This is a genomic window from Streptomyces sp. CO7, assembly GCF_053474865.1.
In genome coordinates this window covers 419,853-422,329 of sequence record NZ_JBRIOU010000003.1, presented here as the reverse complement: position 1 = coordinate 422,329, position 2,477 = coordinate 419,853, and the positions used below count along the sequence as shown (strand labels likewise).

At 73.5% G+C, this 2,477-nt stretch carries 2 protein-coding genes; both read right to left on the bottom strand.

Features of this window, described 5'->3' with window-relative positions; all coding sequences use genetic code 11:
• Positions 1 to 873 (bottom strand): lysine N(6)-hydroxylase/L-ornithine N(5)-oxygenase family protein (locus ACOV8S_RS11845; RefSeq protein ID WP_448317928.1); only part of this gene is annotated, 873 nt, incomplete at its 3' end.
• A 191-nt stretch (positions 874 to 1,064) separates the two neighbouring features.
• The coding region (locus ACOV8S_RS11840; protein ID WP_448317737.1) for an ERAP1-like C-terminal domain-containing protein at positions 1,065 to 2,477 on the bottom strand (1,413 nt) is incomplete at its 5' end.

Sequence of the window (2,477 nt, the reverse complement as noted above, 5' to 3'; positions counted from 1 at the left end):
GCGGTAGAGCTCGTCGTGGATGGCGGCGATGGTGTCGGTGTCGATGCCTTTGTGGAGTTGCCACTGGTCGGCGACGAGCTGGTCGCGGACGGGTTCGTCGAGCTGGTGGAAGTAGCGGGTGTAGTCCGGGGTGAAGTGTTCGAGCCCGAGCTTGGAGTACTCCATGGGGGCGAAGGCGGGGCTGCGGCCGAGCCAGTGGATGTTCTCGAGGCCTGCGGGGCGGTGGCGGAGCAGGTCGAGGAAGACCTCGGCTCCGGACTGTCCGGTGCCGATGACGGTGACGTGCCGGGCGGCGAGCAGGGTGTCGCGGTGGTGGAGGTAGTCGCCGGAGTGGACGACGGGGGTGCGCGGGTCGTCGGCGAGGGGCCGCAGCGGTTCGGGGACGTGGGGTTCGGTGCCGATGCCGAGGGCGATGTGGCGGGCCGGGGTGCGGTGGCGGCTGTGGGGCCGGCCGTCGGGGTCGAGGCGGGTGTGGTCGACCTCGAAGAGGGCGCGGCGGGGGTTCCAGCGGATGGTGTCGACGCGGTGGCGGAAGTGGAGGCCGGGGAGGTGTTCGCTGACCCAGCGGCAGTAGGCGTCGTACTCGGCGCGGTGGATGTGCCAGCGTTCGGCGAAGTAGAAGGGGTAGAGCCGGTCCTTGGCCCTGAGGTGGTTGAGGAAGCTCCAGGGGCTGGCGGGGTCGACGAGGGTGACCAGGTCGGCGAGGAAGGGGACCTGGAGGGTGGTGCCGTCGATGAGGAGGCCGGCGTGCCAGTCGAAGCCGGGGCGGCGTTCGTAGAAGGCGGTGTCGAGCTGTTCCAGGGGCTGGGCGAGGGCGGCGAGGGAGAGGTTGGCGGGGCCGATGCCGATGCCGACCAGGTCGCGCGGTCGCATCCTCCCCCGGGCTTCCTCCGGGGGCGCCCCCACCTGCTCGGGAGCGGCCGGGAGCTCGCGGGCGGTGTCGTCCGGTGCCGGGTGTGTCATGGGTGGTCGTCCTCCGTGGGGGTCCGGAGTTCTAACGACCACGGGGGTGTGGGGACGCGGGCGGCCGGCCCGCGTCCCCTGTCCTTCTCCGTCCGGCCCGGTCAGCCCGCTTCGCGGACCCGCAGGGCGCGGGCGAGGTCGTCGAGCTGGTCGGTGAGCTTGCGGCGCAGCGCGGGGGTGACGTCGTCGCCGTCGAGGGTCTCCTGGCCGCGGCGCAGGGTGTCCTGGTCGACGGCGTGGGCGGGGAAGGCCCAGTGGCCGGCGGCCTCGGCGATGGCGGGTCCCCTGCGGCGGGCGACGGCGGGTGCGTCGGTGAAGAAGCGGGTGACGTACTCGGCGGTGAGCTCGGCCTGTTCGGGCTGCCAGAAGCCCTTGGCGGTGGCGGTGAACAGGTAGTTGGAGAGGTCGTCGTCGCGGAACATGGCGTCCCAGGCGCGCTTCTTGGCCTCGGCGTCGGGCAGGGCGGCGCGGCAGCGGGCGGCGCCTTCCTGGCCGGTGGCGCTGGGGTCGCGTTCGAGTTCGGCGGCGATGGCGTTCTCGTCGGCGGCGCCGAGGACGGCGAGGCGGGCGAGGATGCGCCAGCGCAGTTCGGGGTCGAGTTCGGGGCCGCCGGGGACGGTGTCGTCGGCGAGCCAGGCGGTGAGGGTGTCGGCGCGCTGGGCGCTGTCGATGCGGTGGCGGACGGCGGTGAGGCGCAGGCCGGGCTGGGAGCCGTCCTCGGTGCGGCGCAGGAGGTCGCGGCAGAGTTCGCCGATGAGGGCGAGGGCCTCGGCGCGGCGGCTGGGTGCGAGGTAGCGGTCGGCGATCTGGCCGCGGGCGAAGGTGAGGACGCCCTGCACGATGGCGAGGTCGCTCTCCTCGGGGAGGTGGGTGCTCGCGGTCCGCAGGTAGTCGAGGGGGGCGAGTTCGCCGTCGCGGACCATGTCGCGCAGGGTGTTCCACAGGACGGCGCGGGTGAGGCCGTCGGGGACCTGGGAGAGTCCGCCCAGGACGGTCTCCAGGGAGTCGGCGTCGAGGCGGATCTTGGCGTAGGTCTGGTCGTGGTCGTTGGGGGCGACGAGGGCGGGGCGGACGCCGGTGTGGGTCTCGGGCCCGCCGGGGACGTCGGTCTCGTGGCGTTCGCGCAGGACCAGGGTGCGGTCGGTGCCCAGGACGCGGTCGTAGACGGCGACGGTGATGCGGTGGGGGCGGCTGCCCCGGTGGCCGAGGGCGAGGCTCCAGTGGCCGGGTTCGGTGTCGACGGTCGCGGTGAGGGTGTCGACGCCGCTGGTGCGCAGCCAGGCGTCGGCCCAGGCGTGGACGTCGCGGTCGGTGTGGGCGGCCAGGGAGTCGAGGAAGTCGGCGAGGCTGGCGTTGGCGAACTTGTGGCGGGCGAAGTGGGTGTTGATGCCGGCCAGGAAGTCCTTCTCGCCGAGCCAGGTGACGAGCTGGCGCAGGGCGCTGGCGCCCTTGGCGTAGGAGATGCCGTCGAAGTTGAGGAGCGCGGCGGCGGTGTCGGGGACGTCGTCGGGGGC